This is a genomic window from Paenibacillus sepulcri (assembly GCF_042647105.1).
GTDB lineage: Bacteria > Bacillota > Bacilli > Paenibacillales > Paenibacillaceae > Paenibacillus_Z > Paenibacillus_Z sepulcri.
Genome location: NZ_JBHRUP010000001.1, coordinates 1,218,708 through 1,244,502, shown reverse-complemented (window position 1 = coordinate 1,244,502; position 25,795 = coordinate 1,218,708). Strand labels below are relative to the sequence as shown.

The window sequence follows — 25,795 nt, the reverse complement described above, 5'->3', positions numbered from 1 at the left end:
CATACTGCTGAACAACAACAAGGAGTGAAGGAACATGCTGGAACATACGGATGAGTATCGTGAGCCAACGGTATCGACAGAGCCTGTATTTCAAGGAAAAGTGATTTCGCTGCAGGTGGATACCGTGACGCTTCCGGGGGGCGGTACGGCAACAAGGGAAATTATCCGGCATCCGGGAGCTGCCGCCGTACTGGCGCTCATTGACGGCAAGATGCTTGTCGTGGAGCAGTACCGGAAAGCGATGGAAAAATTTCAGATCGAAATCCCTGCCGGCAAGCTGGATGCGGGCGAGGATCCCATGGCGGCGGCCGCTCGCGAGCTGGAGGAAGAGACCGGATACAGGGCAGGCAAGCTTCGTCCGCTCAGCGCGTTCTATACTTCCCCGGGTTTTGCCAACGAGAAGCTCTACATGTATGTGGCGGAAGATCTTGTGAAGGGCGACAGCCGCCCGGATGAGGATGAATTTCTGGCTGTGGAGGCAATCACCTTCGAGCAGGCGCAGCAGTATATCCGCGAGGAGCGCATCAGCGATGCGAAGACTATTCTGGCTGTATACGCCTGGCATATATACCGGCTTACGGGGGAGATCCGGCTGTAATGGGGGCAGTGAAGCTTGAGCGGGTATTCGCCGATCTCCATCTGCATATCGGGCGGACGGAAAGCGGCGAACCGGTCAAAATAAGCGGCAGCCGCGATTTGACCTTCCGCAATATAGCCCATGAAGCTGCCATCCGCAAAGGAATCGGACTGCTTGGCGTCATTGACTGTCACTCTCCCGGCGTGCAGAAGGATATTATCCGTCTACTGGACAGCGGGGAGATGGCGGAGGTCCCGGGCGGGGGAATCCGCTACCGGGATACAACGATTTTGCTGGGAGCGGAAATCGAAGTCAGGGATGAGGGATGCGGTCCTGCCCATCATCTTGCCTACCTTCCTACACTTGCGGACATGACGCAGTTCACAACATGGATGGCATGCCACATGAAAAATGTAAATCTCAGCTCGCAGCGCCTTTATGTGCCTGCCAGATTACTGCAGGAGGAAGTGAAGAGCAGGGGCGGCTTGTTCATCCCGGCTCATATCTTCACTCCGCATAAGAGCCTGTTCGGCAGCTGCTCCGACCAGCTGGATCAAACGCTGGACCCGGCGCTGATTGATGCCGTGGAGCTGGGATTAAGCTCAGACAGCCGCATGGCCGGCCTGATTCCCGATCTTGATAAGCTTCCATTCGTAACAAATTCCGATGCTCATTCGCTGGGCAAGATCGGACGCGAATATAATGAGCTCCTGCTCGCCGAGCCTTCCTTTGCCGAACTTGCGCTTGCGCTTCGCGGCGAGTCGGGCAGAGCCATTACGGCAAATTATGGCCTCAATCCGGTACTGGGCAAATATCACCGGACCTACTGCGTGAACTGCGGCGAGCTGGCGGAAGAGACGAATGCGGCGGGGCGTTGTGTACACTGCGGCAGTCCAAAGCAGGTGCGCGGGGTAATGGACCGCATCGAACAGCTTGCCGCACAGGCCGGCAGAGAGAAGCCTTTTGTACCGGAGAACAGGCCGCCTTATGTGTATCAGGTTCCGTTGGAATTTATCCCCGGGGTTGGGAAACGGGCGATGGACAAGCTGCTTGCCAGGTTTGGCACGGAGATGCAGATTCTTCATGACGCGCCGATTACAGATATCGCGGAGACGGCGGGAGAGGCTGCGGCAGAGGTGATCGCAGCTTCCCGTACCGGCAAGCTTGTTCTTCAGGCCGGAGGCGGAGGGCGATATGGCAGGGTCGCGAAGCCATGAGAGCTGCGCCCAACTGAAATGAACCGCTTCCGGCGCAATCATGGTCTTTGAATGCACTCAAGGAAATCAGACGGTATAGCGGAGACGGCTTGGACATACAATGAACCATCCGGCTCTTTTGGAGGGATATGTCATGCGTTCTTCTTCGCTGCAACCGATGATTAAGGACCAGCTGGTCCTCTATGTATTTGTATCTGTTCTGTTTGTTGTTGGTCTTGTATTCGGTGCGCTGCTGGTCAATGCGCTGACGCTTGACCAGCAGCAGGATCTGGCCGGCGATGTGCAGCAATTTGCCCAGCGCATCCAATCGGGGATGCTGGAAGGCAGCACGGAGTCATTCTGGGAACGCGCCATATTCCACGCCAAATGGATTATTCTAATATGGGTGCTTGGACTTACTGTTGTGGGGATGCCCCTTGTTCTGGCACTGGATTTCCTGAAGGGGGTTCTGGTCGGTTTTGCCGTCGGCACACTGGTCAGCCAGCATGAATGGAAGGGGCTGCTCTTCTCTTTGGTATCGGTCGCTCCCGCCAACCTGATTGTGGTGCCCGCGCTTCTTATCGCAAGTGTTTCTGCCGTATCGTTCTCCATTTATATTATCAAGAACAGACTGCTTGGCAGCTACGGCTCCATGAGCCAATCGTTTATTTCACACACCTCGACGGGTGTGCTCATGATCTTCATTGCACTGGGGGCGGCGCTGGTGGAATCATTCATCTCGCCGGTTCTTCTGAAGTGGGCGGTGCCGCTCATATCGGGCCTTGGCAGCGGATTGTAATCATTCTAAAAAAGTTTGACTTTCCTCGCGATGTGCCCCTATAATTATATCAAGTGTTTCCGGTGATAGGCACGAAGCAGTTGCGAGGGGGGAAGCCATGGAATCCCGGATTGATAAGATTAAGCAGCAGCTTCAGTCGCAAGGGTACAAGCTGACCCCGCAGCGCGAAGCGACAGTACGTGTATTATTGGAGAACGAAGAGGATCATCTGAGCGCGGAAGATGTCTTTATGCTTGTTAAGGATAAAGCGCCGGAGATTGGACTCGCTACCGTATACCGGACGCTTGAGCTGTTAAGCGAGCTGCATGTAGTCGAGAAGCTGAATTTTGGAGACGGCGTGGCCAGATATGACCTGCGCACGGATAATAACAAGCATCATCATCACCATCTGATTTGCGTGCAGTGCGGATCGATGGACGAAATATTGGAAGATTGGCTCGGTCCGCTCGAAGAACGGCTGGAGCTGGAATATGGATTTGCGGTCATCGATCATCGTCTTGATTTTCAAGGCATTTGCAGCCGCTGCCGCAGCAAGAACGAACAACAATAATCCTCATGGTGCGCCGCTCCTTCAGCATTGAAGGCTGCGACGCACATATGGGGGTTTTTTTAATGTTTATGGACTTTTTTGATGCGGGCTGCCGTACTGCCAGCCTTGCGATGCGAATTATTAAAGCCGAAGCTGCCTGTCAACCGGCGCCGGGAGAAGTGCAAGTATGGTTGTCTGATTGATTCGGGAACATTAAGCAGCCCATAACCCTGTGACAGTCTGCTGTACCCCGGCAGATGGCTGGCGGCAGCTTCAAGGCGGCGCTTGACGGCTGATGGAGTCAGGCGGGGTTCAAGCGACAGCAGCAGCGCGGCTGTACCGGCTGCGTGGGGACTGGACATGCTGGTGCCGGATAGAATCTTGTAGCCGCCGTCAAGCCAGGTTGATTTGATATCGCTGCCGGGCGCGGTGACAGCAATGCCTTTGCCTCTGCTGCTGTAAGGAGCAATCCTGTTGCTTCTTGTTGATGCGGCTACCGCAATGGATTCACGATATTTGGCCGGCTCATCAATACCTCCGCTCAGACGGCCGTTATTGCCGGCGGAGGCGGCTATTACAATTCCTTTCCTGCTCGCGCGGCGGACCGCCTCCCGCAGAGCCAGGCTCGTTCCACCCTCCAGACCAAGGCTCATATTAATGACAGGGATATTTTTTTCGATGCACCAGTTAATGCCTTCTATAATGTCGGATAAGTAGCCTTCACCGTTGGCATCAAGCGCTTTGACCGCATAAAGGCTGGCTCTTGGCGCGACTCCCGGAATTTGGCCTTTTGTCCCGAGAGCGGCCGCAATACCCGCAACATGGGTCCCGTGACCGTTATCGTCGCGATAGGACCTGCCATTTATCGTGTTTACGCCCCCGGCGATATGCAAATCAGGATGCTTGGCGATGCCTGTATCAATGATGCCAATGCCCACCGTTTTACCCAGGGTCAGCGGCCATACGCGGGGCGCTTTGACACGGCGAATGTTCCAGGTGATCCTTTGGGGGGAGAACCAGACTTCCGTTTGTTTTTTTGCATGCCTCTTCCTGTGGGAACGGGAGGCTGCGGGCAGGCTGTGCGCTTTTATTTTAAAATCCTCCTCCACATACTGGATGTGCGGATGATTGTTTAGCGCCTTCAGCCTATTCTTTTGCTTTGCATTGAGATGGCAGCAGATCGCCTTGCTTTCCTGTATGCTTTTGATGGGATGGATGCCCGCGCTGGAAAGCTCCTTCACCGCTTTTATATACTGCGAGCGTTGTTTAAAACCGATTACAGTGCGTCTGGTTGACGCATCCGCCCGGTCTTTTATACAGCTTTTAAGCAATCGTTCAAGCTTTTGCAAGGTATGCCCTCCTTTAATAATCCATTGTATGGGGGCAAATGCTTCCGGGCATGGGCTGCCGCCGCCCTGGCTGCACATAATTTGCAGCACGGCAGGAAAACGTATCGTCGAGGACTATCAACAACGTCCATTCCCTGCATATGAAGAATAATAGCTATGCTTAGGAGGAGTTCGTATGAGAATCGGAGTGCCGAAGGAAATCAAATCAAGCGAGTATCGCGTGGCCCTTACGCCGGCCGGCGCTGCTGTATTGGCTGCTGCCGGACATCAGGTGATGATTGAGCCGGGAGCAGGAGAGGGAAGCGGCTTTCCGGATGAATTATTCGCTGCCGAAGGCGCCCATATCGGCACGGATGCGGCGGATGTGTGGAGCAGCTCCGATATGATCATGAAGGTCAAGGAGCCGCTGCCGGAAGAATACCGTTTTTTTCGCCCCGGACTTGTATTATTTACGTATTTGCATCTGGCTGCAGCCGGGCCGCTTGCACAAGCGCTGGTTGATGCCAAGGTTTCGGCCATTGCTTACGAAACCATTCAGCTGGAGAACGGGAGTCTGCCGCTGCTGACGCCTATGAGCGAGGTGGCAGGACGGATGGCTGTACAGGTCGGCTCGCAGTTTCTGGAGGCTTTCTACGGCGGCAGAGGCGTACTCCTGGGGGGCGTGCCGGGTGTCCCTCCGGCGGAGGTCATTATTCTGGGCGGCGGAATCGTCGGTACTAATGCAGCCAGAATTGCGCTGGGGATGGGAGCAAGCGTGGTGATTCTGGAAAAGAGCGCCGAGCGCATGCGTTACCTTGATGAAGTGTTCGGCGGCCGGATTCAGACGCTGATGTCGCATTCCTATAACATTGCCGCTGCGGTCCGAAGGGCGGATCTGCTTATCGGGGCGGTCCTGATCCCGGGTGCGAAGGCTCCGCATCTGGTCTCGGAGGAAATGGTCAAAACGATGAAAAAAGGGTCGGTTATCGTCGATGTTGCGGTTGACCAGGGAGGTACAATTGCCACGATTGACCGGGTTACAACGCATTCCGACCCGATTTATGAGAAGCATGGCGTGCTTCATTATGCCGTAGCCAATATGCCGGGGGCGGTCCCGCGCACCTCAACCTACGCGCTGACGAATGTCACGATTCCTTACGCGCTGGTGCTTGCCAATCAGGGGCTGGAGCAGGCTGCCGTGCTCAACCCGTCGCTGGGGAAGGGTGTGAATACGTATAAAGGGCATGTTACCCACCCGCAGGTCGCGGAAGCGGTCGGCATGCCTTATGTTCCATTATAAGCCGACATCATCTTAACTGGCTTGGCCGCGCCGGCTGATCTGACATGAAAGGCGTCTCTCTCACATAAGGTGATGAAAGAGGACAACCGCCGGGACAATTCCGGGGTATGCTTCTCCACCAAAAAAATGAGGAGACGATAACTATGGTCGTGTCGTTGCGAAGGTGGGTCAGGCGGATTTCTTTTGCTTTGCTGCTTGCTATTCTCACCATACTGATGTACGGCGGCTGCCGGTTTGCCGCCGCCTGGATTGTTCCTTCCGATCCTTACCGCATTCCGCAGGGTCATGCGCTCAAAGTGTTTCAACCTTATGCTGTGGCTGAAGATACAAGCCTGTCCGAGAGGCTGAGAGTCTTTTACTGGTATGGTGAATAACGCCGCATGAGTGCCTGATTGCGCGTTTTCGACATGAAGTGGGCCCGTTTGGCAGGAAAACAGCGATGCCTGTGGAATATATCAGTTGTAGAGATTGTGAAGTTGAACGATTTACGGGAAAGGAACAACCCATGAAAGCTCATCTGCAGACGTTCATCCGTTTTTTGGAAGCCCAGAGAAGGCTTTCCTCAAATACGCTCACTTCCTATGAACGAGATCTGGTCTGTTTTCTCGATTTTTCGGCACAGCAGGGCCTAACGCAAATCGCTGATATCCAAATGCATCATATTTCCCGTTATTTGCTCCAGCTTCGGCAGCAGGGGAGAGCTACGGCGACCGTGTCACGGCATACGGTTTCCATTCGCTCATTCTTTCATTACCTGACCAGCCAGCGGATGATCAATCATGATCCATCGCTGAATATGGAAACGCCCAAGCAGGAGAAGCGGATTCCGAAGGTGCTGACTGTCGAGGAAGTGGAGTGCCTGCTCGCTGCCCCCGATACCTCGACTCTCGCGGGAGTAAGGGATAAAGCGATGCTGGAGCTGCTGTATGCGACGGGTATCCGGGTATCCGAGCTGATTTCGCTTGATGTCGATCATATCAATTTATCGCTTGGCTTTATTCGCTGCGTGGGAGCGGGTGCCAAGGAGAGGATCATTCCGCTTGGGGGCATCGCGTGCGAGGCGCTCTCCGCTTATCTGGTATCCATTCGGCATACGCTGCTGAAGGAAGGGAGCGCCGAGAACGCTCTTTATCTGAATCAGCTGGGGACGCGCATGACCAGGCAGGGCTTTTGGAAGATGATCAAGAAATACACCATCGAAGCCGGGATCAAAAGCGAAATTACGCCGCATACGCTCCGTCATTCCTTTGCGGCTCATTTGCTGGAGAACGGGGCGGATTTGCGCAGCGTGCAGGAAATGCTGGGACATGCCGATATTTCCACCACACAGGTCTACATGCAGGTAACGAAGGCGCGCATCAAGGACGTTTATAATCAGGCCCATCCCAGGGCGAAAGTAAAGTAAGACGGCTTAAGGGCCATCACATCATGGATTGGAATAGGAGTGGTAGAACGATGAGATTTGATCGAATTGCGCTGATTGTACTTGACAGCGTCGGAATAGGTGAGCTTCCCGATGCCGCTTCGTTCGGAGATGAAGGCGCACACACGATCGGTCATATCCTGGAGCGAGTGCCCAACCTTGAGTTACCCCATTTACGCCGTTTTGGACTGGACCGGATCACTCCGCTTGGCAGTTGGACCCCCGAAGGCGAAGTAGTCGCTTCATATGGTAAAATGGCTGAGGTATCGGTCGGCAAGGATACGATGACAGGTCACTGGGAGCTGGCAGGCCTCAAGCTGACGACGCCATTCCGCACGTTTCCGGGCGGTTTTCCGCCTGATCTGCTTATGGCTTTCGAGGCCCGGACAGGCCGCGGCGTGCTCGGCAACAAGCCGGCCAGCGGCACGGACATTATTGAGGAGCTGGGCGAGGAACAGATCCGGACAGGCAAGTGGATCGTGTATACGTCAGCAGACAGCGTCTTCCAGATCGCAGCCCATGAATCAGTTATTCCACTGGACGAGCTGTACGAGGGATGCCGGATTGCCAGGGAGCTGACGCTGGACGACCGTTATTCCATTGGCCGCGTCATTGCAAGACCATACATAGGGGAGCCGGGAGCCTTCAAGCGTACGCCGAATCGCCATGATTACGCCGTGAAGCCTCCTGAGCCGACACTTTTGAATGCTCTTCAGGACAAAAATTATGATGTCATCGCAGTCGGAAAAATCAATGATATTTTCGACGGGGAGGGCGTTACCGAATCCCTCCCGACTAAGAGCAATGCGGACGGGATTCAAAAAACCCGCGAAATGCTGGAACGGCCGTTTAAAGGGCTGCTTTTCACCAATCTGGTGGATTTTGATTCCTTGTACGGCCATAGACGCGATCCCAAGGGCTATGCCGAGGCGCTTGAAGAATTTGACCGTGCGCTGCCGTCTCTAATGGAACCGCTGGGCGATCGGGATTTGTTGATCATTACGGCTGATCACGGCAATGATCCGACGCATGCGGGGACCGACCATACGAGGGAGTATGTCCCGCTGCTGGTGTACAGTCCTGCGCTTCAGTCTCCGGGGCCGCTTGGAGTCCGGTCGACGCTTGCGGATGTAGCCGCGACCATCGCGGATAATTTCGGAGTCAAGCCGCCGCAAAGCGGAGCGTCCTTTATAAAAGGACTGCGTTAAAACATATTATGTGGCAGGGGTGAAAAGGAATGACAATATTAAATGCGGTTCATATTGCCGAAGCGGCAGACTATATTACAAGCAGGACACAGCTTAAACCGCAAGTGGGACTTATTCTTGGATCGGGTTTAGGCATCCTTGGCGATAACCTGGAAAATGCGGTTACGATCCCCTATGAGGACATTCCCCACTTTCCAATATCCACGGTTGAAGGCCATGCCGGAGAGCTCCTGATCGGAACGATATCCGGACGGGCTGTTGTACTTATGCGCGGCCGGTTCCACATGTACGAGGGCTATGGACCGGAGCTTACTTCCTTCCCGGTGCGGGTGATGAAGTCCATCGGAGTAAGCATTCTGGTGGTCACCAATGCGGCGGGAGGCATCAATACAGGCTATGAGCCGGGCGATTTGATGCTGATCAGCGATCATATTAATTTGACGGGCCGCAATCCGCTCATTGGTCCGAATGAGGATGAGCTTGGCGTGCGCTTCCCCGATATGTCTGAGGCGTACAGCCGCCGGCTGCGCGCGCTTGCCGTCCAGACGGCCCAGCAGCAGGGCTTCTCTCTGCGCGAGGGCGTATATATCGGCGTACTGGGCCCATCCTATGAAACACCTGCCGAAATTCGCATGATGCGGATTATGGGGGCGGATGCTGTCGGAATGTCGACGGTGGCTGAAGTTGTCGCAGCCCGTCATTCCGGCATCGAAGTGCTGGGAATATCCTGCATAAGCAATATGGCATCGGGTATTTTGAATCAACCTTTGTCCCATCAAGAGGTGATGGAAACAACCGAAAAAGTAAAAACACGGTTCCTAGGTCTTGTAGAGGGGTTAATTCCGCTCCTTTAGTTGCGTTTTTTGTAACAAAATTGTAATAATGACCTCGACTGATTGTGACATTCTTTGTTCAGCAACCGTCGTATAATGTCCATGATAAAGCGAAAAAGTGAGGATTTTCATGGACAACCATACGAATCACCGATTGGAACGTTTACGGGGACAACTGGTGGCGACAGCTATGCGGCAGCAGACCTTTCTGCATGGCGACGTGCTGCTGCTCAGCCAGACGCTTGATTTGCTTATTTTGAAAGCACAAGCGGAAAAAAGCAAGCCGCTTGAAGAATCCAAGCCGGTTTAATTTCTCTTGATCCCGAACCACACAGGCACCCCTCATTAAGGAGGATGAAGAGATGCGGACCGTTGATCTCATTCGTAAAAAAAGAGGGGGCGGCTCCCTGACTGCCGGGGAGCTGTCATTTCTCATTGAAGGTTATTGCCAGGGCGACATCCCGGACTACCAGATGTCGGCTTGGGCAATGGCCGTTTTTTTTCGCGGCATGACTGCAGAGGAGACCGCTGAGCTGACGCTTGCTATGGCAAGATCGGGCGATCAGGTCGATCTCTCTTCCATTCGCGGCATCAAGGTGGACAAGCACAGCACTGGAGGCGTCGGCGATAAGACAACACTGATTGTCGCCCCTCTGGTAGCCGCATGCGGGATACCCGTCGCAAAGATGTCCGGCAGAGGTTTGGGCCATACGGGCGGAACGATCGACAAGCTGGAATCGATGGCCGGTTTTCGCACGGAGCTCTCCAGAGAGCAGTTCTTCGCCCAGGTGAACGATATCGGTATAGCCGTTATCGGCCAAAGCGGCAATATTACGCCGGCAGACAAGAAGCTGTACGCCCTGCGGGATGTGACGGCTACTGTTGAATCGATTCCGCTTATTGCAAGCTCGGTTATGAGCAAGAAGATTGCCGCCGGGGCGGATGCCATTGTTCTGGATGTGAAAACAGGCAGCGGAGCCTTCATGAAATCGCTGGAAGAGTCGGAAGCGCTGGCGGCTGCGATGGTGGAGATCGGCTCGCAGGTTGGCCGCCAGACGGCAGCCCTGATCAGCGATATGGATCAGCCGCTCGGCTATGCCATCGGCAACGCGCTTGAAGTGGAGGAGGCCATTGCGGTCCTGCAGGGACAGGGTCCCCGGGATCTGCTTGAACTATGCCTCGCGTTGAGCGCCCATATGGTTGTTCTGGGCGGGCAGGCGGATAATCTGGAAGCGGCGGAAAAACTCCTGCGCGCGAAGCTGGAATCCGGGGCGGCGCTTGAGAAGTTCCGGGCTTTTGTCGCTGCACAGGGCGGTGATCCTGCTGTGGCGGATAATCCAGGCCTGCTGTCGAAGGCGCCCGAGATTATCAATGTGACAGCGCAGCAGGATGGCTTCGTGCAGCAGATTGATGCCGAGCAGCTTGGACTTGCTGCAATGCTGCTTGGCGCCGGCCGTGCAGCCAAAGAAGATGAAATCGACCATGCGGTTGGTTTGATGCTGAAGCGTAAGGTTGGCGACAGCGTGAAGACCGGCGACACAATTGCACAGCTTCATGCGCGGGATCGCAGCCCGTCTGTCAGCGAAGTGGCGCAGCGCGTGCTTGCTGCATACACAATTGGCGGACAAGATCAGCCTACCCGCAAGCCCTTGCTGCTGTCGGTCGTCACTTCGGACGGCATCAAACGGTCCGAGGCTTAAGCGATTTCCAATATGAGAGCCAAGGTGAACAGGTCTGTCAGACCTGATTCAGCTTGCGGTACACAGATGGACGCACCTGCTGGTGCTTCTCGAATACGCGGCTAAAATAATAGCCGTTGTCATACCCGCAGCGCTGTGCGATTTCATCCATCGTCAGCGCTGTTTCTTTGAGCAGAAGAACGGCATGGGTGAGCCTGATATCGGTTATAAATTGAGATGGCGTCACTCCGAAGGAAGCGCGGAAACGCCGCGTCAGCTGAACCGGCGACATACCGAAGGCTGAGGCCAGTTCACCCAGCTGCAGCGCTTCGAGCGCCTGCTCCTGAAGGGCCTTCCTCACCGCAAGCATAAGAGTGTCTCCTGTGGGCTTCGGCAGCCTTGCCGTCCTTTCACGCTCCATTACCGCCATGTTCAGCATATCTTCCACCATGTATGCCTTCCAGCACTGTGACCTCTCGTCCATGAATTCAGAGAGCTGCCGCAAGTGGGCAAAGCTGGTCGACAGCCGCAGCTTATCCGCGATTCTGACACGAACCTCCTCGAGCGGATAATCCACATTTTCTTCGCCGGCAAGCCATTCAAATTGAACGTAATGAAAAGTTACCGGTTTCAGGGCGCGGCGGTGAAACCAGACCTGCGGCGGGCAAAGGATCAGATCATTTTCTGCGGCAATTCCTCTTTGTTCCCCGATGCTGTATTCAAACTCACCCTTCTCCATGGCAAACAGAGTCCAATAGGGATAGCGGTCTTTGCTCAGTGCAAAGGCTTGTTTGCTGTTCCAGTAAAGATGGGCGAACAGCTTGATTCCACAGGAGCGAATCATGGAACTCACCTCTTTAAATTATGAAATAAAGTATATCCCATATTGTAACATGGTGCATTCATAGTGATAAGTGGTTCATATACAATGAAATAAAGTTGAATCACTTACTCATAAGGCGGTGCAAAATGAGAAACGAAACGATCAACGCGGATATAACGGTAATAGGAGGCGGCTTGGCGGGTATATGTGCTGCCATTGCAGCTGCCAGACTGGGACAGAAGGTATCGCTGGTCCACAACCGCTCTGTTCTCGGGGGCAACTCCAGCAGTGAGGTCAGAGTGTGGGTATGCGGCGCAACCGCCCATGGAACCAACCGGTATGCCCGGGAGACGGGCATAATGGGTGAGCTGTTCGTCGAGAACCAGTACCGCAACAAAGAGGGAAATCCATATATCTGGGATCTCGTATTGTTGGAGGCGGTTCGTGCCGAGGCCAATATCAGCCTGTTCATGAACACGGATGTGCACGAAGCGGAAGCCGATGGAGACGGGGAAACCCGCAGCATCAAATCTGTCACAGGCTGGATGATGGGCTCCGAGCGCCGCATCCGGTTCGAAAGCCCGATGTTTCTTGACTGCACAGGAGATGGTCTCATTGGCTTTCTGGCCGGAGCCAAGCACCGCATCGGCAGGGAAGCCAGATCGGAATACAATGAGGCTTGGGCACCGGAAGCTGCCGATGATATTACCCTGGGAAGCACCTTGCTGTTCTACACGAAGGATACCGGACAGCCGGTGAAATATATCGCGCCCAGCTTCGCCAAGGATATCACTGCCACCAACATTCCAATCAAGCGGGTTATTCGCAGCGGCGACAACGGATGCGCCTACTGGTGGATTGAATGGGGCGGAGAGCATGATATTGTAACTGAGAATGAACGGATCCGCGATGAGCTGTGGTCAGTTATCTACGGGATTTGGGATTATATCAAAAATTCAGGGCAGTTCGATTCCGGGACGATGACGCTTGAATGGGTTGGAAGCGTTCCCGGGAAACGGGAGTACCGCCGCTTCCTCGGCGACTATGTGCTGCATCAGAATGACATTTTGGCCCAAACGCCGTTCGAGGACAGAGTCGCTTTCGGCGGATGGTCCATCGATTTGCACCCGCCGCAGGGTGTCTATTCCCAGCAAAGCGGATCGAAGCATCTGTACGCTGACGGCATTTATCACATTCCGTTCCGCAGCTTGTATTCTGTCAACGTCAACAATCTGATGTTCGCGGGACGCGATATCAGCGCTTCGCATGTGGCTTTCGGGACAACAAGGGTTATGGCCACCTGCGCGGTAATCGGCGAGGCTGCAGGCACAGGAGCCGCTTTATGCGTCCAGAAGGGGATTGCCCCGAGGGAGCTTCACGGCAGCCATCTGGAATTTCTCCAGCAGACCATGCTCAAGCAGGATGCCTCCATTATCGGGGTACCGAACAGGGATCCTCTGGATCTGGCGCGGACAGCCAGTCTGTCAGCCTCGAGCAGCCTGAAGAGGCTCGCCGTGGAATCGGCTGATGGTTCAACCCCCTTGAGCGCTGACATGGGTGTGCTGGTTCCGGTGGATCCTGAGCTGAACGGGATGGATGTTTTGATCACGGCCGCAGCTAATACGATGCTGACAGTCGAGATATGGCATACCGGCCGGGGGGAAAACTACGTACCGCATACGCAGCTCGGAAGTTATGAAGTTGCTGTTGCGCAAGGAGAATCGCAGTGGGTGCATATTCCGGCGAAGTGGCGTCCGGAGTCCCCTGCCAATGCCTTTGTTATCATCAAGGCGAATGAAGCGATTTCCCTGCACACCTCTGCTCAGCCTCAGACGGGCATCCTTGTATTTGAGAAAGGGCGGAAGCCAATTGTTTCTTCCGATCTGGAGGAGGTCCAGCCGGATCAGCCCGTCGTGCAGTGGAGCATGCGGGGCAAGGTTCGCAAACTGTTTTGCATTCGTCTGACCGAGCCTACGGAAGCCTATTCACCGGATAAAATTGCAGGCGGCTTCGGGCGGCCTTATGGGGGGCCGCAGCTGTGGTCTTCCGGGCCGCTGGCAGGAGGCGAGGAGGAATGGATTGAGCTTCGCTGGGATGTACCGCAGCAAATCAGCGAGATCCAGCTTACCTTCAATGACGATGTGAATGAGGATTTGATCAATTTGCATCATCATTTTACTCCGTTCGAAGTGATACCGGAGCTTGTGAAAAGCTACCGTCTTGAGGTATTGGCCTCGGGAGAGTGGATGGTGGTGGCCGAGGTTCGCGATAACCGTCGGCGAAAAAGAATCCACCGCCTGCCCGAAGCCGTTACAGCGGGGAGTCTTCGCCTTGCTGCTTCTGAAACCAATGGCTGTCCCCGGGTCGAAGTTTCGGAAATCCGGGTTTACGGCAAGTAGGCGCGCCCGGCATATGGCCGGAGATGAACAAGCAAGGCGAACCGGCAGTGCTGGGATTGGAAGAGGGTTTCGCGTGCACGGGCTTTCTTTTCACCGGACTGTAGCGGTCCGGGCTGCCGGGATATTCGTATCCATTACAGGGACATGCGAAACGCATGTCTCTTTCTGTTTGATTCTTCTTATTTATTTTGGAATATTTTAGCTGCGATCGGTCCACACTAAGGATGAGATAGTAGACGAAAAGCGGCCCTGCTCCGCGCAGGCATCATCCTAGGAGGGACCACAATAATGAATCGAAAATGGAAGAAATTACTAGTTGGATGTATAACGGCTGTGATGGTGTTAACTGTACCTGCAGCTGCGTTTGCGCGCGAGGAAGCACCTGCAAAAACGGCGCCTGCCGCTCAGGGGAACCTGGCGGAGTCCGCCAAATCGGCCATTCTGATGGATGCCGACAGCGGAACGATTATTTACGAGAAGAATAGTCATGCCCCACTGCCGCCGGCAAGCATCACGAAGGTGATGACTATGCTGCTTATTATGGAAGCCCTGGACGAAGGGAAAATCAAACTCACGGATAAGGTATCCACCAGCGAATATGCAGCATCCATGGGAGGCTCGCAGATCTTTCTGGAGCCTGGCGAGGAAATGAGCGTTGACGAAATGATCAAGGGCATTGCGCTTGCATCGGGCAATGACGCCTCGGTGGCTATGGCCGAGAAGCTTGCGGGGACTGAAGGGGAGTTCGTCAACCAGATGAACAAACGCGCGGCCGAGCTGGGAATGAAGAATACGCATTTCGAAAACTGCAACGGACTACCGGTAGCGAACCATTACTCGTCTGCGCATGATATCGCAGTAATGTCCAGGGAGCTGCTGAAGCATAGCGAAATTACAAAATATACGGGACTCTATCAGGACTACCTGCGCAAATCGAGCGAGAAACCGTTCTGGCTTGTCAACACGAACAAGCTTGTCCGTTTCTACAGCGGAGCCGACGGTTTGAAGACGGGCTTTACGACGGAAGCCAAATTCTGTCTGACCGCAACGGCCCGCCGCGATAATTTGCGAGTTATTGCCGTTGTCATGGGAGAACCGAATACAAAGACACGCAACGCGGAAGTATCCCAAATGTTTGACTACTCGTTCGCTCAATATATGAACCATTCAATCTTCAAGGAAGGCGATAAGATGGGCACCATCCAGGTGGAGAAGGGCAATATTCCGCAGCTGGAGCTCAAAGCGAAACATTCTTACAGCGTACTGTTGAAGAAAGGGAGCCCGGTGAAGGACATCCGCTATGAGCTTCGGATGGAGCCGCTCAAAGCGCCTGTAACCATCAATGATCCGATCGGCAAACTGATCGTCTATCAGGGCGATCAGGTACTCAACGAATTCCAGGTGGATTCGCCAGCTACGGTTGAGCGCGCCGGATGGTGGAAACTCTTCAAACGCACCGGCGCCAACCTGTTTTCTTAAAGCTTTCGGCGCAAGCCGAGCTGCTTCGGAGGGATAGGCTTAGGCTTTCGGCAAGCCGAAAGCGGCCTATCCAACATGCGGCGAATTCTGCCAACCAAGCGTTTTTTGTCAGCTCATAGCGTCTAGCTTCTAGTTTTGTCGTGAGGCAGGAATCGGAAGCGAGGATAGAGAATTCCTTGTTCAACATCATGCGGGTACTTGCGAAAGCAGGCGGTACGCAGCATAGCTACTATGCTGAAGGCCGCTGTATGCCGGGCTTCGCGGATTGCTTGACGTATCGTTCAGGCATTTTCTCGTAGAATCTGGACAGGCTCTTTCGATGTCTTTTGATTCTGGGAGAGATCTTCCGGGTGCAGAAACGCAAAAACTTTTGGGAGTGAACAAGGCTATGAGTCTGCAGGTGGAATTGGAGCATTATCGCAATGTGCTCATCGTAAGGCTGCGTGGCGAGCTTGACCACCACACGGCCGATGTCGTTCGTTTCAAGATGGAGGAAGCGATTCTGCGGGGCAATACCGATCATATCATTCTTAGCTTGAAGGATCTTCTGTTTATGGACAGCTCCGGCCTTGGCGTCATCCTCGGCCGATACAAACAGCTCAAGGCCAAGGGCGGCAAAATGGTCGTCTGCGATGTCAACCAGGGCGTCTACCGGTTGTTCGAGCTGTCGGGTCTGTTCAAAATTTTATCGATTCACGAGAATGAGCGTTTAGCGCTCACAAGTCTGGAGGTCGTCTCATGAATGGAACGAATGAGATGAAGCTGACATTTTCCGCCCGTTCGGAAAATGAGTCGTTTGCCCGTGTTGCGGTTGCTGCGTTTATATCCCAGCTTGATCCGACCATGGAAGAATTGAGCGATTTGAAGACAGTCGTTTCTGAAGCGGTCACCAATGCCATTATTCATGGTTACGACAGCGATGCAAGCGGCATGGTTACGATTGAGGCGGTCATTACAGGCGATACAGTAAAAATTGTCATTAAGGACGACGGCAATGGAATTGAAGATCTGGATTTGGCCAGACAGCCTCTTTACACTTCCAAGCCGGAGCTTGAGCGTTCCGGAATGGGTTTTACGATTATGGAGAATTTCATGGATGGCTTTGACGTTTCGAGCGAACCGGGTAAAGGCACATCTATTGCGATGACAAAGCGCATCGAATCGAAAAAAGCGCTTTTTAATTAGGCGCATAGGGGTTGAACCGCATGGATGTTAATCTGAAACAAACGGCGCAGCCATTTTTGGACGATTCTGAAGTCAAGCGGTTGATTGCGCTTAGTCAAACCGGGGATACGCTTGCTCGCGATACGCTTGTGCACAGCAACATCCGGCTCGTCTGGTCGGTTGTTCAACGGTTCATGGGTCGCGGCTACGAGCCGGAAGATTTATTTCAAATCGGCTGCATCGGTCTGTTGAAATCGGTGGACAAGTTCGATTTGTCCTACGATGTCAAATTTTCCACCTATGCCGTGCCGATGATCATCGGTGAAATCCAGCGCTTCCTGCGGGACGATGGGACGCTCAAGGTCAGCCGTTCGCTGAAGGAGACAGCAAACAAGGTGCGCAAGACGAAGGACGAGCTGTCCAAGGTGCTTGGAAGGCTGCCGACCATCAAAGAGGTTGCTGAATCACTTGGCATTACGCCGGAGGATGTCGTGTTCGCCCAGGAAGCGAATAAGCCGCCTACCTCGATCCACGAAACGGTATTCGAGAATGATGGCGACCCCATTACCTTAATGGATCAGATCGCCGATGATTCCCAGGACCGCTGGTTTGATAAGCTGGCTCTCTCCGAGGCGATCAGCGGGTTGTCGGAGCGGGAGAGAATTATTGTTTTTCTAAGATATTACCGCGATCAGACGCAGTCAGAGGTTGCGGCAAGGCTTGGGATCTCGCAGGTGCAGGTATCCAGACTGGAGAAAAAGATTTTACAGCTGATCCGCGATCAGATTGCATTGTAGAGGAATAGGTGCTGCAGCAAAAAACCGGTTGCCCTTATAGGGGGTAACCGGTTTTTTTGCTTGACCTTATAGATTGTATAAGCTTCACGCCTATAAATTTCAATAAGGGATTGGAAGAAATTAACTTTTCCGCCAAAGGACGACAAAGTCGTTTCTTCTTGAACATTCAAATTTCAGTAAAGGCAGAAAGCGGGTTACAAGTATTACCACTACCCGTCTGCATCGGGAGAACCCCAGTATTGGCCGTGCAAAGACAGACGAAGCAGGCTGCGTACGGAATAATGGCAGAAATTGTTCGCGCAGGGGTGACTATCCAAGGCAGCCTTTAATCATACTAAAGGGAATAACCCCAGTTGGGCACGGGTGATTGGAGGGAGCGGACATGGGATCAGCAGCTAATTCGACTCTTTATTTGCGTCTGCGCAAGCGAATCCTGATCAAGCCTGGCGGAAGCGTCACGCTTGGGCAGGCGGCCCGTATCTTCAGCGCCGACTCTGCGATGGAGTCCAGGCTCCAGACTCTCCTGCTTCATCAGCATAAGAGCAAGGACGGGAACCGTGTAGTTATCGACCTGCTCCAGATCATTCAAGCCATTCGCGAGGCCGAAGCTGAAGTGGATATCGAACCCTTCGGAGATCCGCAGGTGCTGGTCGTCGTTTTGGATAATCCTCCCAAACCGAAGATGCTTGTGCTGGCGGCAGCCTGGCTGTTGTTGTTTTTCGGATCCGGGCTCGCCATCATGAATTTCCACACGGATGTAAGCATGAAGGAGGTTCATATCCGGATTACGGAGCTTGTGACCGGCCGCAAGAATGATCACCCCCTGTGGTTTCAAATTCCTTATTCCATTGGTATAGGGGCGGGAATGATCGTTTTTTTTAACCGTCTGTTCCGTAAAAGGTTTAACGAGGAACCTAATCCGCTGGAAGTCGAGCTTTATATATACGAGGAAAATGTGAATGACTGCGTCATCGCCGAGGAAATGTATAAAAAGAACGAAAACATCCCTATGAAAGCGAAGATCCACAATGATTAGCTGGGCCGCTAACGGATTTGCCGCAATATTGGGCCTTGCCGGGGGCCTTGCTGTCGGAAGCGGGTTTGTAGCTCTGATTATTGTGCTTGATATCATTCCGAGACTGGCCCAGCTTGCTTTTGCCTACCGCAAATCAATCTGGTTTGAAAGCTCCGTTATTCTGGGGGCGGTGTACTGGTCCCTGGCGGATTTTATGGACTGGCGTCTGTCGCTGCCGCGCCATCTTACTTTGGCGTTCATGGGGCTGTTCGACGGTATCTTCGTAGGCATGCTGGCCGCAGCTCTCACCGAGGTCATGAATGTTCTGCCCATTCTGGCGAAAAGGCTGAATTTAAGCAGCTTTACAGTATGGCTGGTGACGGCGATGGTGCTTGGCAAGATCGTAGGCTCATTATTCGACTGGCTCTATTTTCAATGGCCGGAATGACTTTTTGCAAATCTTCTTACTGGTCCGCCAGGACAGACTATATATTTTCTAAATGGAGGCAGGGAGTATGAGATTGGATGAGCATAAAGAATTTAAGCCTTCTCCCATGATTATCCCGAAGCCTGTCGAAGGGCAGTGGAAGGAAGGAAATTATGGCATTAAGCCTCGGCCAATAGGCGGGGAAGTGGATATTGAGCCCTTGCTGGAGGAACTTGAGATCCTCGCAGATGCACTGGAGGATTTGCAATCGGCAGAACATGCGGATGGCAGGGAAGACTCCGGTGAAAGGGAAGAAGCGCCGGAGGGGATATCTCAGGCAGATTCTGCAGGAAGCGAGGAGGGGGAAGGAGAGGAAGAAACCGGATATATAGAGAAGCAGTTCCAGTCAGAATCAACCGGCGAAGGAAAGCAGGATCTCGGGATGGAAGCGGCAAAAGACGAGGGAATGCCGGCAATCTCTACTGACGGAGAGGAGCAGAACCCGGCTGTAGGGGCAGAATCTACTGAAGGAGAGGAGCAGGGGCTTAAGCTTAAGCGGGAATTCGCAAGTAGGGACTCCGGGCCGGCATCTGACAGCCGGAATACTGATAAGAGTCAGGCCGGATCGGCAATTAGGGACGAGCAGGAATTCGAAATTGATCCTGTTATCGGGAGGTGGAAAGAACAAAGGCAGGAAGAGCAAAAACGCGATCCGCATCCGATACCGGTGGTGCTTGAATTATTTATCAAGAAACTGGAGGATGAGATCGGGTATAAAAAAAGCTTCGATGTGGTCGTCAGGGAAATGACATTCGGCGAGAAGCGGACCGCCTTGTTTTTCCTTAATGGTTTTGCCAAGGATACGGTGCTTACAGAGGTGCTGAAGCGCTTGACGTATCTGCAGCCTGAAGACTTATCCACAGGCGTGATCCACTCCTTCCTTGAATTATACGTCCCGGCTGTCCAGGTCGCCCGTGAAAGTGACTGGGATAATATGATGACAGCCGTGATGTCCGGCGCAACAGCGCTCTATATAGATGGGGAAAGCACGCTGCTAATGATCGATGCCAAGAGCTTCCCCTCACGGCAGCCGGAAGAGCCGTCTCTCGAACGCGTCGTGCGCGGCAGCCGCGACGGGTTTGTGGAAACGATGCTTGTGAATGTAACGCTCGTGCGCAGACGGCTGCGGGACAAGCATCTGCGCTATGAAATCATGAGGCTCGGAGACCGCACCCAGACGGATATCTGTTTGGCTTATATCGACGATATCGCCGACATGGAACTGGTGGAATCGATTCGGGATAAAATATCGCAGGTCAAGCTGGACGGTCTGCCGCTGGCTGACAAGCAGCTTGAGGAAGCAACCGTGAAGCGGGGATGGAACCCTTTTCCACTTGTAAGGTATTCGGAGCGGCCCGATGTGGTGGCCGTGCATCTGATGGAGGGCCATGTTGCCGTCTTCGTGGATACGACACCCAGCGTCATGATGCTGCCGACAACCTTCTTTGATCTGATTCAGCATGCCGAGGAAAACCGCCAGACGCCATTCATTGGCACGTACTTGCGCTGGGTGCGTTATATAGGCATACTGGCATCGCTTTTCTTGCTGCCGATCTGGTTTTTGTTCACGCTCCAGCCGGAGCTGAAGCCGCCTTTCCTTGAATTTGTTGGCGTGCAGAAGGCAGGCAGGCTGCCGCTTGTCGCTCAATTTCTATTGGCCGAGCTGGGCGTTGATTTGCTGCGGCTGGCCTCTGTACATACACCCACGCCGCTTGCGACAGCCATGTCATTGATAGCCGCTATACTGATCGGCGACATCGCGGTGCAGACCGGGCTGTTCGTCAATGAGGTCATTCTGTACATGGCTGTTTCTGCAATCGGAATGTTTGCGACACCAAGCTATGAGCTTGGTCTTGCGAACCGGATCGTCCGTCTGATTCTCATTGTTGCGGTGGCTGCGTTCAAGGTGCCGGGCTTCATGATCGGGACAACCTTTCTGCTTATCTATCTGGTCGTGAGCCGATCATTCAACCGTCCCTATATGTGGCCGTTCATTCCGTTTGATATGCAGGGACTATGGAGTGTCATCATCCGCATACCTGTCCTGCACAACCGCACCCGTCCGAATATGCTTAAGCCGCAGCAGCGCAAACGGATGCCCGAGAGCAATAAGAAGTGATTCTATTTTGCAAAGAATACAAATCTAATGCGTATTTATCCATTTCGGTCAGCGGGGGAATCGGGTATACTCGTGTTAAATGGTGCAAACCAGCCAATTCGAATAATTGGAGAACACGGAGGGAAATACATGTACTTACACGGAACCAGTAAAATCAACCCGCAGGGACATTTGGAGATTGGCGGCTGCGATACCGCAGATCTCGCGAAGCAGTTCGGAACACCGTTATATATCGTCGATGAGGCGCTTGTTCGCCAGCGTGCCCGCGAATATGTCGAGTCCTTCCGGGCATCGGGCCTGAAATTTCAGGTAGCCTACGCCAGTAAAGCATTCAGCGTTATGGCCATGTGCGCGATTGCGGAGCAGGAGGATCTTTCCCTTGATGTCGTATCGGACGGCGAGCTGTACACCGCTATCAAAGCGGGATTCCCGGCTGGACGCATTCATTTCCACGGCAACAACAAGACTCCGGAGGAAATCAACATGGCGCTTGACGCCAATATCGGCTGTTTTGTTGTGGACAATTTCATCGAGCTTGCTCTGCTGAACGCATTGGCTGGCGACAAAGGCAAAAAAGTCAATGTGCTTCTGCGCATCACGCCGGGTGTTGAGGCCCATACGCATGATTACATCTCAACAGGTCAAACCGATTCCAAATTCGGCTTCGATCTGGGCAATGGCTCCGCTTATCGCGCTATTGAAGAAACGGCTTCGCTGGCTAATCTTGAGCTGCTGGGCGTACATTCCCATATCGGCTCGCAAATTTTTGAAGTCGAAGGCTTCCAGATGGCGGTCGACAAAGTAGCCGGTTTTGCCGTTAAAGTACGCGATGAGTTGAAAATCACATTCCGCGTCATTAACCTTGGCGGGGGCATTGGCATCCGCTACACCGAGGTCGACACACCGCTCCCGATTTCTCAATATGTGAAGGCTATTACGGATTCCATCAAATCCAACTTCTCGGCAGCCAGCTATCCGCTTCCGGAGATCTGGGTCGAGCCAGGCAGAAGCATGGTAGGCGATGCGGGAACGACCTTGTACACGATCGGGACAAGCAAAGAAATCCCGGGAGTCCGCAAATATATTGCTGTTGACGGCGGGATGACCGACAATCCGCGTCCTGCTCTTTATGAATCCAAATACGAAGCTATGCTCGCCAACCGCGCCAACGATCCGGTTGTAGAAACCGTAACCGTTGCCGGCAAATGCTGCGAGAGCGGCGACAAGCTTATTCTGGATCTGGAGCTGCCAAAAGCGGAAATCGGCGATCTGCTCGCTGTCTCCTGTACAGGAGCCTACAACTACGCCATGGCGAGCAACTACAACCGGATTCGCCGTCCGGCAGTCGTATTTGTCAAAGACGGCCAGGCAGATGTTGTGGTCAAACGCGAGTCGATGGACGATATTATCGGCAACGACGTCATCCCGGCCCGCATGCTGCAGCAATCCGCTGCCAAATAAAGCGCTGAATTATCCCGTTGTCACCCATGTCCCCCACAGCTGATGGATTTTCTGTGGGGGACATGCTTTGTATACCCATAGGTTCATGCTATAATATCAAAAGTCAGATGCAAAACAGCTTTCAGCTTTCTGCTTTGCAATACCGCAAACGTTTAACGCAACATGTTTGGTGTCCCGATGGTGGCTTTAACGTTTGGCGCAAGCCGAACGGATCTCTAAAGGTCAGCTTCCGGACGGAAGGCAGGACGCGGCAAGCAGCAGGCGGTTATGGGAAAGCGGCGAAAGCAGCAGGCATCACGGGCAAAAAGTGTCTTAAATGCGGAAAAAATCAAGTGTGTCCGCGTAAGCGGACGTAAACGATCCTACCGCTGAAGTTTCATCGAAGACGGCCCCGCAGCAGTTACGTTCCATCCGGGGTCCAGGGGCGGAGCGCCCTGGGGTCCCCCTTGGCGAAGGGGGATTTAGGGGGATGTTATTTTAATTCCAGAAAGGAAATGATCAAATTGGCAAAACAAGCAAAAATCACCATGGAAAACGGCGCAGAGGTAAAAATCGACCTGTTCGAAAAGGATGCGCCCAATACGGTAGCAAACTTTGAGAAGCTGGCAAATGACGGCTTTTATAACGGTCTTGTATTCCATCGTGTCATTCCTGGCTTTGTCGCACAAGGCGGATGTCCGAACGGTATCGGCAATGGCGGTCCCGGCTACCAGATCGATTGTGAGATCAACCCGAACAAGCATGAGCGCGGAGCGCTTGCCATGGCCCATGCAGGCCGCAACACAGGGGGAAGCCAGTTCTACATCGTGTTTCAGCCGCAGCCTCATCTGGACGGAGAGCATACGGTTTTCGGCAAAGTAACCGAGGGCATGGAGCATGTGGATGGCTTTAAAGGCCGCGACAAAATGCAAAAAGTGGAAGTCGTTGAAGTTTAAAATTATTATATCGGTAAAACAAACAACCCGTGCAGGCGTTCATGCCTGCACGGGTTGTTTGTTTCGCAGGGCGAGGACTCGTTTAATAACCTTTAACGCAGCTAATATTACCGTTTTCGCCGACCGTCACGGCCGGAATGCTGCGAATCGAGAGGAGGGGTCCATATGTTGCCTCAAACCTATTATGTGTCCATCACTTCAGGAACGATTGAAACGGAATTGACCGGAACGGACCAATTAACCGTTCAGGCGAGCGAGGACGAGCTTGCTCAGCTTCAGCATAAGCTGGACAAGGAAAAATATACGGACGATATCACATCGCTGCGGGCAATCATTCCGTTTAAATCCGCGGATCATGATAAATCGGAAGAGCAGTTCAGCGAAGATATTAGAGATTTGTACGCATATATTTATCAAATCGGCACGCTGGAGACGAAAAAGCATATTGAATCCATGAAGATACTGCCTAAATTGACCAATCAGGACTACACCATGCCGGGCTACAAGAAATAAAAAAAGGACCCGCTTGGCATGAGCGGGTCAAGTCAATCTATATGAATGGGGGGTCGTTATTTAGAAGTATAGCGGCCCTACCTTAAGACAAAATGAAACAAACCTGATAATTAAATTAAAATTCAAAGAGCAAGCCTATTAGGCTAATGACTGAGGCAAGGATGAAAATCCTTGCTTTTTTCATTTTCAAGTGGTACTATTTCAATCAAGTTAATCCATTTGTTTGGTAGGATTAAGCAACATCAAATATTTGCAACTACCTTCGGGGTCGGGTGAAATTCCCAACCGGCGGTGATCAAAGCATGTGAATGAGGGTTTACCCAATTTCCGGCTTTGTCAGTCCGTGACCCGTTTCGCATAATATCGGTTCTCCTGGTGAGGATTCGGCAGTGAAACGGTGGACCTGGTGTAAATCCGGGACCGACAGTACAGTCTGGATGGGAGAAGGGGACGTTTGCAAAGCTCATTTTCATTTCTTGTCTTCTTTGTTCTTTTTTTCACAAAGATGACTGGTTTGTTTGAATGTGCCTTTGATCCGTCTTTTTCAAGATTTTCAAACCATCACCCCGTTGGCAGCTTGCCTGCATAGGGGTGATTTTTTATTTCCATTGAGGTGCTGAATGACGAAATGTACATGAAGCTGGCCCTGGACATGGCTGCTAAAGCGAAAGGGCAAACCGGCATTAATCCGGTTGTCGGCTGTGTCGTGGTGAATGGCGGCCGTATTGCCGGTCTTGGCGCCCACCTCAAGCGGGGGGAAGGCCATGCCGAGGTACATGCGCTTGCAATGGCTGGAGAAAATGCGGAAGGGTCCACCGTTTATGTAACCCTTGAGCCATGCAGTCATCATGGGAGGACCCCGCCCTGCTGTGAACGGATCATCGAAGCAAAGGCTTCCCGGGTGGTGGTCGCTTGTCTGGATCCCAATCCCTTGGTTGCAGGCCGCGGTGTTGCCCGTCTTCGGGAAGAAGGGATCGCCGTTGAAGTCGGACTGCTGGGTGAAGAATCGCGTCGTATGAATGAAGCCTTCAATAAATTCATTACCAAGAGGCTGCCTTACGTAACGATGAAAACAGCGATGACGCTGGACGGGAAAATCGCCGCCAGGACGGGCGACAGCCGGTATGTAAGCGGGCCGGAATCGCGTGCGCTTGTACACACCTTAAGGCATCAGAATATGGCGATCATGATCGGGGTGCAGACGGCAATCGCGGACGATCCTGAATTAACGACGCGGCTGAGCGTTCCGGCTCTTCACCCAATCCGCATTGTAGTCGACTCCAGGCTTCGCCTGTCAGCAAAGGCAAGGCTTGTAAAGGACCGTACCTCCCGCGTCATTGTGCTGACTGTCGAGGGCGCTGATACCGGGAGAAGAGCTGAGCTTGAGGCACATGGGGTAGAGGTGCTCAACTGCGGGTCGGGCGATAGAGTTGATTTGCGCATGGCGATGCACAAACTCGGCGAGCTTGAGATTGCTTCCATTCTGCTCGAAGGCGGAGGCGTGCTGAACGGCTCTATGCTGGAAGTTGGGCTTATCGATAAGATTATCCTCTTCGTTGCGCCGAAGCTGATAGGCGGCGCCTCATCCCCCGAAGCTTTCACGTTTGGCGGATTTGAAAAAATGAGCGAGGCGATTGAACTGTCTGAGCTGACTTTTGAACGTATCGGCAGCGATCTCTGCCTGACAGGTTATCCGGATTACAAGCATCTGCCGGAAGCAGATTAACAAGG

Annotated in this window: 25 protein-coding genes and 1 riboswitch; of the genes, 23 read left to right on the top strand and 2 right to left on the bottom strand. The window is 53.1% G+C overall.

From position 1 onward, the window contains the following. Positions 1-34 precede the first annotated feature (34 nt). The 4 genes from ACFOLF_RS05710 (at position 35) to fur (ending at position 3,122) form a co-directional block, all read left to right on the top strand. Complete coding sequence (locus ACFOLF_RS05710; protein WP_210041763.1) at positions 35-598, top strand: NUDIX domain-containing protein; 564 nt, start codon at positions 35-37, stop codon at positions 596-598. Continuing rightward, on the top strand, positions 598-1,794 hold the full coding sequence (locus tag ACFOLF_RS05705) for an endonuclease Q family protein (RefSeq protein ID WP_210041761.1): 1,197 nt from the start codon (positions 598-600) through the stop codon (positions 1,792-1,794). Before ACFOLF_RS05710 ends, ACFOLF_RS05705 begins: the two co-directional genes overlap by 1 nt. Positions 1,795-1,927: 133 nt before the next feature. Beyond that, positions 1,928-2,572, top strand: a complete 645-nt coding sequence (gene spoIIM / locus ACFOLF_RS05700) for a stage II sporulation protein M (RefSeq protein WP_210041759.1) — start codon at positions 1,928-1,930, stop codon at positions 2,570-2,572. Positions 2,573-2,669: 97 nt separating this feature from the next. Continuing rightward, the gene (gene fur / locus ACFOLF_RS05695) at positions 2,670-3,122 is read left to right on the top strand and encodes a ferric iron uptake transcriptional regulator (RefSeq protein WP_210041748.1); all 453 of its coding nucleotides are present in this window, start codon (positions 2,670-2,672) and stop codon (positions 3,120-3,122) included. Between the two features lie 59 nt (positions 3,123-3,181). Here the strand turns inward: fur and ACFOLF_RS05690 are convergent, their stop codons facing one another. After that, the gene (locus ACFOLF_RS05690) at positions 3,182-4,450 is read right to left on the bottom strand and encodes a S8 family peptidase (protein ID WP_210041745.1); all 1,269 of its coding nucleotides are present in this window, start codon (positions 4,448-4,450) and stop codon (positions 3,182-3,184) included. A gap of 175 nt (positions 4,451-4,625) precedes the next feature. On the opposite strand from ACFOLF_RS05690, the gene ald reads away from it, so the two are divergent. The 7 genes from ald (at position 4,626) to ACFOLF_RS05655 (ending at position 10,893) form a co-directional block, all read left to right on the top strand. Beyond that, on the top strand, positions 4,626-5,729 hold the full coding sequence (gene ald / locus ACFOLF_RS05685) for an alanine dehydrogenase (protein ID WP_210041744.1): 1,104 nt from the start codon (positions 4,626-4,628) through the stop codon (positions 5,727-5,729). A gap of 143 nt (positions 5,730-5,872) precedes the next feature. Beyond that, entirely contained in the window at positions 5,873-6,103 is a 231-nt protein-coding gene (locus ACFOLF_RS05680) for a DUF4227 family protein (protein ID WP_210041740.1), read from the top strand. A 131-nt stretch (positions 6,104-6,234) separates the two neighbouring features. Then, on the top strand, positions 6,235-7,134 hold the full coding sequence (xerD, locus tag ACFOLF_RS05675; protein ID WP_210041738.1) for a site-specific tyrosine recombinase XerD: 900 nt from the start codon (positions 6,235-6,237) through the stop codon (positions 7,132-7,134). A gap of 50 nt (positions 7,135-7,184) precedes the next feature. Then, positions 7,185-8,360, top strand: a complete 1,176-nt coding sequence (locus tag ACFOLF_RS05670; RefSeq protein WP_210041736.1) for a phosphopentomutase — start codon at positions 7,185-7,187, stop codon at positions 8,358-8,360. 29 nt (positions 8,361-8,389) lie between these two features. Next, positions 8,390-9,214, top strand: coding sequence for a purine-nucleoside phosphorylase (locus tag ACFOLF_RS05665; protein ID WP_210041734.1), 825 nt, complete (start codon positions 8,390-8,392; stop codon positions 9,212-9,214). A 109-nt stretch (positions 9,215-9,323) separates the two neighbouring features. Beyond that, positions 9,324-9,503: a Spo0E family sporulation regulatory protein-aspartic acid phosphatase gene (locus tag ACFOLF_RS05660; protein ID WP_210041732.1), complete on the top strand. Its 180-nt coding sequence runs from the start codon at positions 9,324-9,326 to the stop codon at positions 9,501-9,503. Positions 9,504-9,555: 52 nt separating this feature from the next. Further along, positions 9,556-10,893, top strand: a complete 1,338-nt coding sequence (locus tag ACFOLF_RS05655; protein ID WP_210041717.1) for a pyrimidine-nucleoside phosphorylase — start codon at positions 9,556-9,558, stop codon at positions 10,891-10,893. Between the two features lie 37 nt (positions 10,894-10,930). On the opposite strand, the gene ACFOLF_RS05650 is transcribed toward ACFOLF_RS05655, so the two are convergent. After that, positions 10,931-11,716 (bottom strand): AraC family transcriptional regulator, encoded by a 786-nt coding sequence (locus ACFOLF_RS05650; RefSeq protein ID WP_210041699.1) that lies wholly within the window; start codon positions 11,714-11,716, stop codon positions 10,931-10,933. Between the two features lie 125 nt (positions 11,717-11,841). On the opposite strand from ACFOLF_RS05650, the gene ACFOLF_RS05645 reads away from it, so the two are divergent. The 12 genes from ACFOLF_RS05645 (at position 11,842) to ribD (ending at position 25,790) form a co-directional block, all read left to right on the top strand. Next, positions 11,842-14,094, top strand: a complete 2,253-nt coding sequence (locus tag ACFOLF_RS05645; RefSeq protein ID WP_210041690.1) for an FAD-dependent oxidoreductase — start codon at positions 11,842-11,844, stop codon at positions 14,092-14,094. A 288-nt stretch (positions 14,095-14,382) separates the two neighbouring features. Further along, a complete protein-coding gene (locus ACFOLF_RS05640) occupies positions 14,383-15,573 on the top strand; it encodes a D-alanyl-D-alanine carboxypeptidase family protein (protein ID WP_210041688.1) in 1,191 nt (396 codons plus the stop codon). 388 nt (positions 15,574-15,961) lie between these two features. Further along, the gene (gene spoIIAA / locus ACFOLF_RS05635; protein WP_210041686.1) at positions 15,962-16,315 is read left to right on the top strand and encodes an anti-sigma F factor antagonist; all 354 of its coding nucleotides are present in this window, start codon (positions 15,962-15,964) and stop codon (positions 16,313-16,315) included. Further along, positions 16,312-16,758 (top strand): anti-sigma F factor, encoded by a 447-nt coding sequence (spoIIAB, locus tag ACFOLF_RS05630; RefSeq protein ID WP_210041684.1) that lies wholly within the window; start codon positions 16,312-16,314, stop codon positions 16,756-16,758. The genes spoIIAA and spoIIAB overlap by 4 nt, the downstream gene beginning before the upstream one ends. Positions 16,759-16,778: 20 nt before the next feature. Next, positions 16,779-17,534, top strand: a complete 756-nt coding sequence (sigF, locus tag ACFOLF_RS05625; protein ID WP_210041676.1) for an RNA polymerase sporulation sigma factor SigF — start codon at positions 16,779-16,781, stop codon at positions 17,532-17,534. Positions 17,535-17,916: 382 nt separating this feature from the next. Beyond that, positions 17,917-18,570, top strand: a complete 654-nt coding sequence (locus tag ACFOLF_RS05620) for a stage V sporulation protein AA (protein ID WP_210041674.1) — start codon at positions 17,917-17,919, stop codon at positions 18,568-18,570. Next, positions 18,563-18,997, top strand: a complete 435-nt coding sequence (locus ACFOLF_RS05615) for a stage V sporulation protein AB (protein WP_210041672.1) — start codon at positions 18,563-18,565, stop codon at positions 18,995-18,997. Before ACFOLF_RS05620 ends, ACFOLF_RS05615 begins: the two co-directional genes overlap by 8 nt. Positions 18,998-19,064: 67 nt before the next feature. Further along, on the top strand, positions 19,065-21,155 hold the full coding sequence (locus ACFOLF_RS05610; RefSeq protein WP_379114567.1) for a spore germination protein: 2,091 nt from the start codon (positions 19,065-19,067) through the stop codon (positions 21,153-21,155). Positions 21,156-21,284: 129 nt separating this feature from the next. Further along, the gene (gene lysA / locus ACFOLF_RS05605; protein WP_210041670.1) at positions 21,285-22,616 is read left to right on the top strand and encodes a diaminopimelate decarboxylase; all 1,332 of its coding nucleotides are present in this window, start codon (positions 21,285-21,287) and stop codon (positions 22,614-22,616) included. 503 nt (positions 22,617-23,119) lie between these two features. After that, a complete protein-coding gene (locus tag ACFOLF_RS05600) occupies positions 23,120-23,551 on the top strand; it encodes a peptidylprolyl isomerase (RefSeq protein ID WP_210041668.1) in 432 nt (143 codons plus the stop codon). Positions 23,552-23,716: 165 nt separating this feature from the next. Then, positions 23,717-24,064, top strand: a complete 348-nt coding sequence (locus ACFOLF_RS05595) for a hypothetical protein (protein WP_210041658.1) — start codon at positions 23,717-23,719, stop codon at positions 24,062-24,064. Positions 24,065-24,318: 254 nt separating this feature from the next. Further along, positions 24,319-24,517: riboswitch (FMN riboswitch) on the top strand. Between the two features lie 175 nt (positions 24,518-24,692). Beyond that, entirely contained in the window at positions 24,693-25,790 is a 1,098-nt protein-coding gene (gene ribD, locus ACFOLF_RS05590) for a bifunctional diaminohydroxyphosphoribosylaminopyrimidine deaminase/5-amino-6-(5-phosphoribosylamino)uracil reductase RibD (RefSeq protein WP_379114569.1), read from the top strand. Positions 25,791-25,795 lie beyond the last annotated feature (5 nt).

Bases quoted from the DNA above. Each gene is read 5' to 3' on its own strand.
- ACFOLF_RS05710 (WP_210041763.1), top strand. From the start codon at position 35: ATGCTGGAACATACGGATGAGTATCGTGAGCCAACGGTATCGACAGAG.
- ACFOLF_RS05705 (WP_210041761.1), top strand. From the start codon at position 598: ATGGGGGCAGTGAAGCTTGAGCGGGTATTCGCCGATCTCCATCTGCAT.
- spoIIM (WP_210041759.1), top strand. From the start codon at position 1,928: ATGCGTTCTTCTTCGCTGCAACCGATGATTAAGGACCAGCTGGTCCTC.
- fur (WP_210041748.1), top strand. From the start codon at position 2,670: ATGGAATCCCGGATTGATAAGATTAAGCAGCAGCTTCAGTCGCAAGGG.
- ald (WP_210041744.1), top strand. From the start codon at position 4,626: ATGAGAATCGGAGTGCCGAAGGAAATCAAATCAAGCGAGTATCGCGTG.
- ACFOLF_RS05680 (WP_210041740.1), top strand. From the start codon at position 5,873: ATGGTCGTGTCGTTGCGAAGGTGGGTCAGGCGGATTTCTTTTGCTTTG.
- xerD (WP_210041738.1), top strand. From the start codon at position 6,235: ATGAAAGCTCATCTGCAGACGTTCATCCGTTTTTTGGAAGCCCAGAGA.
- ACFOLF_RS05670 (WP_210041736.1), top strand. From the start codon at position 7,185: ATGAGATTTGATCGAATTGCGCTGATTGTACTTGACAGCGTCGGAATA.
- ACFOLF_RS05665 (WP_210041734.1), top strand. From the start codon at position 8,390: ATGACAATATTAAATGCGGTTCATATTGCCGAAGCGGCAGACTATATT.
- ACFOLF_RS05660 (WP_210041732.1), top strand. From the start codon at position 9,324: ATGGACAACCATACGAATCACCGATTGGAACGTTTACGGGGACAACTG.
- ACFOLF_RS05655 (WP_210041717.1), top strand. From the start codon at position 9,556: ATGCGGACCGTTGATCTCATTCGTAAAAAAAGAGGGGGCGGCTCCCTG.
- ACFOLF_RS05650 (WP_210041699.1), bottom strand. From the start codon at position 11,716: ATGATTCGCTCCTGTGGAATCAAGCTGTTCGCCCATCTTTACTGGAAC.
- ACFOLF_RS05645 (WP_210041690.1), top strand. From the start codon at position 11,842: ATGAGAAACGAAACGATCAACGCGGATATAACGGTAATAGGAGGCGGC.
- ACFOLF_RS05640 (WP_210041688.1), top strand. From the start codon at position 14,383: ATGAATCGAAAATGGAAGAAATTACTAGTTGGATGTATAACGGCTGTG.
- spoIIAA (WP_210041686.1), top strand. From the start codon at position 15,962: ATGAGTCTGCAGGTGGAATTGGAGCATTATCGCAATGTGCTCATCGTA.
- spoIIAB (WP_210041684.1), top strand. From the start codon at position 16,312: ATGAATGGAACGAATGAGATGAAGCTGACATTTTCCGCCCGTTCGGAA.
- sigF (WP_210041676.1), top strand. From the start codon at position 16,779: ATGGATGTTAATCTGAAACAAACGGCGCAGCCATTTTTGGACGATTCT.
- ACFOLF_RS05620 (WP_210041674.1), top strand. From the start codon at position 17,917: ATGGGATCAGCAGCTAATTCGACTCTTTATTTGCGTCTGCGCAAGCGA.
- ACFOLF_RS05615 (WP_210041672.1), top strand. From the start codon at position 18,563: ATGATTAGCTGGGCCGCTAACGGATTTGCCGCAATATTGGGCCTTGCC.
- ACFOLF_RS05610 (WP_379114567.1), top strand. From the start codon at position 19,065: ATGAGATTGGATGAGCATAAAGAATTTAAGCCTTCTCCCATGATTATC.
- lysA (WP_210041670.1), top strand. From the start codon at position 21,285: ATGTACTTACACGGAACCAGTAAAATCAACCCGCAGGGACATTTGGAG.
- ACFOLF_RS05595 (WP_210041658.1), top strand. From the start codon at position 23,717: ATGTTGCCTCAAACCTATTATGTGTCCATCACTTCAGGAACGATTGAA.
- ribD (WP_379114569.1), top strand. From the start codon at position 24,693: ATGTACATGAAGCTGGCCCTGGACATGGCTGCTAAAGCGAAAGGGCAA.